The organism is Dietzia sp. Cai40 (genome assembly GCF_014145165.1).
Taxonomy (GTDB): Bacteria; Actinomycetota; Actinomycetes; order Mycobacteriales; family Mycobacteriaceae; genus Dietzia; species Dietzia natronolimnaea.
On the sequence record NZ_JAALEB010000088.1, the window covers coordinates 1 to 3099 of the forward strand.

General features: G+C 63.4%; 4 protein-coding genes and 1 pseudogene. 3 read left to right on the plus strand and 2 right to left on the minus strand.

Annotated features, from left to right (window positions below; all coding sequences use genetic code 11):
- Positions 1–393, plus strand: a pseudogene (locus G6022_RS16670) (hypothetical protein); the annotation flags it as partial.
- 119 nt (positions 394–512) lie between these two features.
- On the plus strand, positions 513–923 hold the full coding sequence (locus tag G6022_RS04380; protein WP_120282891.1) for a helix-turn-helix transcriptional regulator: 411 nt from the start codon (positions 513–515) through the stop codon (positions 921–923).
- Here the strand turns inward: G6022_RS04380 and G6022_RS04385 are convergent.
- Positions 920–1474 carry a hypothetical protein gene (locus G6022_RS04385; RefSeq protein WP_120282893.1) on the minus strand — a complete coding sequence of 185 codons (555 nt, stop codon included), beginning with the start codon at positions 1472–1474 and terminating at the stop codon, positions 920–922. The two genes, G6022_RS04380 and G6022_RS04385, sit on opposite strands and share 4 nt — an antisense overlap.
- The gene (locus G6022_RS04390; RefSeq protein ID WP_182639742.1) at positions 1471–2463 is read right to left on the minus strand and encodes a hypothetical protein; all 993 of its coding nucleotides are present in this window, start codon (positions 2461–2463) and stop codon (positions 1471–1473) included. The genes G6022_RS04385 and G6022_RS04390 overlap by 4 nt, the downstream gene beginning before the upstream one ends.
- A gap of 194 nt (positions 2464–2657) precedes the next feature.
- Here G6022_RS04390 and G6022_RS04395 point away from each other — a divergent pair, with 194 nt between their 5' ends.
- Positions 2658–2852, plus strand: coding sequence for a hypothetical protein (locus tag G6022_RS04395; protein WP_120282897.1), 195 nt, complete (start codon positions 2658–2660; stop codon positions 2850–2852).
- The last annotated feature ends 247 nt before the right edge of the window (positions 2853–3099 follow it).

A 3099-nucleotide genomic window follows, 5' to 3' on the forward strand; every position in this document is an offset into this window, starting at 1 on the left:
GACGTGGTGGCCGAGCTGGTCGACTGCGACCGCTGGACAGGCCGCGATCTAGTCGCGGTCCTCAACCAGGACGCGCGAGAAAATCCCCGCGATTGGCCCTCCACCATCCAGAACCCAGCCGCGTTCCTGCGACACCGCCTCTCCCGGCTCCGGGAGGTGCTCACCGGCCCCTCGCCTAGCCAGGTGGCCGAGCAACACCGACAGCGCGCCCTCGAGGATGAGCGCCATCGAGCCGAGACCGCGGCCAAAGCCGAAGAGCGCAAGGCCACGCCGGAGCAGGTGTCGGGGCACATGGACGCCATACGCTCGATCCTGCGACGCCGTCAGCGAGGACCAGTTGCGAATGATTGCTTTGACCTCGCACGATTACCAGCAAAGTCGGCGCAAGAGTGACCACTCGCATGACAGCGATGAGACGGCTCCCAGCCCATCCCGGTTCGCCGGCGGCGGACTGGACTCAGTCGGCGTTGTCGCCGCCGTGACGCATCAGCATCAATGTAAGATTGGCTTTCATGAGGTCACGACCGAGCACCAAGCAGACGTTCGCTGAACGCCTGTCGACGCTCGTGTCCACCGCCCATCCCCCAGGACGAGGCCGCTTCACCCAGATGGAAATCGTCGCGGGAGTCAAAGAACTCGGCGGGGATCTCAGCCAGCCCTACCTCTCGCAACTACTACGCGGCACCCACGAGCCATCCGAGCGAGTCGTACGAGATCTCGCAGCCTTTTTCGGTGTGTCACCGGATTACTTCGTCGATGACGACGAATATCGACGCACCAACGACTACATCGCTCTGCTGCGCAAAGTCAGCGACAGTGAAGTTCTAGCGGTGTCGGCCCGGGCCGTCGATCTGCCTTCCGATGCCCTCGACCGGATAAGCAAGGCCGTCGAAGAGGAACGGCGCCGAGCCGGTCTCGACTAGCGCCGGCCGCCACCCCAGTATCCGCCCGCCACTCCAAGCGCTGTTCCAAGCGCTGTCTCAAGCGGGCTGTGATGGCTGATCTTGATCCGTGCCCAGGCTACGACCGGGACCGCGCTGAGGCCCCACCAGTAGCGGGGCGACAGCTCCCGAGCCAACACCGTGACAACGCCGGCCAAGACCGCGGTGTGAAAGCTGACTTTGACTTTGAGCGTGGCAGCGCCAGCGACTCCTAATGAGACCAGAGCTGCTCGAGTTGTGCGGCGCAGCTCCGCCGGCGCCTCGAGCTTGCTTTGCGCTATCAACAGCGTCGTCACTGACACCGCGATTCCGGCGATGACCAGCGGTCGATCCTCGCGACGAGTGATGTGATGATCGGTGAGATTCTTACGCAGAACGCGCAATGCAATCGCGGCCTGCGGAACCAATCCGAGCCCCGTCGCCGTTGCCACACCCCAACCGGGCGAGTCCACCGCCTTCCCAAGGTGCGTCGCTCCAACAGCGAGTACCACCCACGGTGCAAAGACCTCGGTGATGACCTTTTCGGGAGTCACGTTCTCGTCCTCTCTGAGTGGTGCTTGCCGAGGTCTGCAACGACCGCGGTCAGCTCTGAATCGCTCACCTGGGCCGGTGGCCGAGGAAAGCCCGTGTCGCGGTGTCCAGTCGTTCGCTGGATTTGGTGCAACGCATCCAGGACTTCAATGGCGCGGTCGTGGACCCACATATCCACTCCGAAACGGAAGTCGGAGTGTTTGCGGACAGCTGGAACAACGTCCAGGGCGCGGTGATTGAGGCTGCGGAATTGCCGCCAGTGTCTAAGCGCGGCCACGTCGGTTTCTGCTGTGGACCAGATCAGTCCGACGGTGAGCAGTAGACCGCCGGCGAGCGAAAGCAGCTGAGTTACCAGCAGCTCCTGATCCGATGGCAGGGTCATCGACTGGGAAGCAGCCCAGACATACCTCATCCGCAGGAGGCACCAGCCCGCCAGGAAGGGGGTTGCCGACGCCAAGATGGCCAGGCCCCGCCCGGCCGCCGTCCTTAGATCAAGTGGCCACAGCACGAACAGCAGACCGGAACACGCGCCCAGTCCACCGATGTAGGCGATGACCATTGCGACGCGTAGAGCAACGACGGAGTGGGACCACTCGACATAGTCCACGCTGGTGAGCATGCCTCCCCCACCGGCGCTCACGTGCAGACCTGCCACGGTCAGCGAGACGACGATCAGCAGTACCCAGACTCCCGATTCGGCACGTCCGTTGAGCCGGCCCCTTTCTGCCAGCGCCAACAGAAGCACTCCCGCACAGCAACCGAGGATGCTCAAGTGTTTAAGCAGTGTCGGCAGCCAGACGAGCGCTCCCCCGGCCCGGAGGACAGCCTCGACCGGTTCTGTCACCGACAGCAACCCGATCAAGACCGCCACGGACGTGAAGGTCGTTGCCCGTAGCACTGGAGTCGGCGCCACCTGGTACCGCAGAAATCGAGTGGCGATGTAGCCCGCCATCAGAATCTCCAGGGCCAACAGGACCAGGAGAACGATCATCCGAACGCCTCATCGAGGCGGGACATGTGGCGCGTGGTCAGTCCACGGCGAAGACGCCGAGCCATTGTGCAGGCGAAGATCTCGGCTTCGGCCTCGCGGTGTGCCTGCCCAGCCGTGGTCGACGCCGAGCACGCGGGGGGTTCTCCGCCCAGGATCTGCGCCAACCGGTTCGCTCCCGGTTCGGATGTCGCCGTGTGGCCCAGCACGATGTGTCCGAGCTCGTGCAGGACTGTGTGGAACCGCAGATCGCCAGGGAGGTCGGGATCAACTCGAATGTGGTGACCCTGGCGGGTGCGAAGGACAACGCCGTAGTGGCCTTGCGGCATGGGGTGCTCGGAAAGTGTGATGGTCGTGTTGCACAGCTGCTCTGCGGCGAGAAGAACAGCTAGTTCTCTATCGACTGCTGGCACTGATGCCATGATTCCCATGAGCTGGTCGACACTGTCATCTACGCCCGTACGACTGTGACGGAAGAGCTGGAGGAAACGGGGCACGGGCTACACCTTAACGACACCTATGTCACTCGATGAACGCCTCATCGTTGATGGGCCCCTCGAGGACTGCTTCGCTCCCGGCCACTCAATCATTTGGATCCTCGGTGGGTGCGGCATCGCTCCCGGTAACTCCCGTACGGAG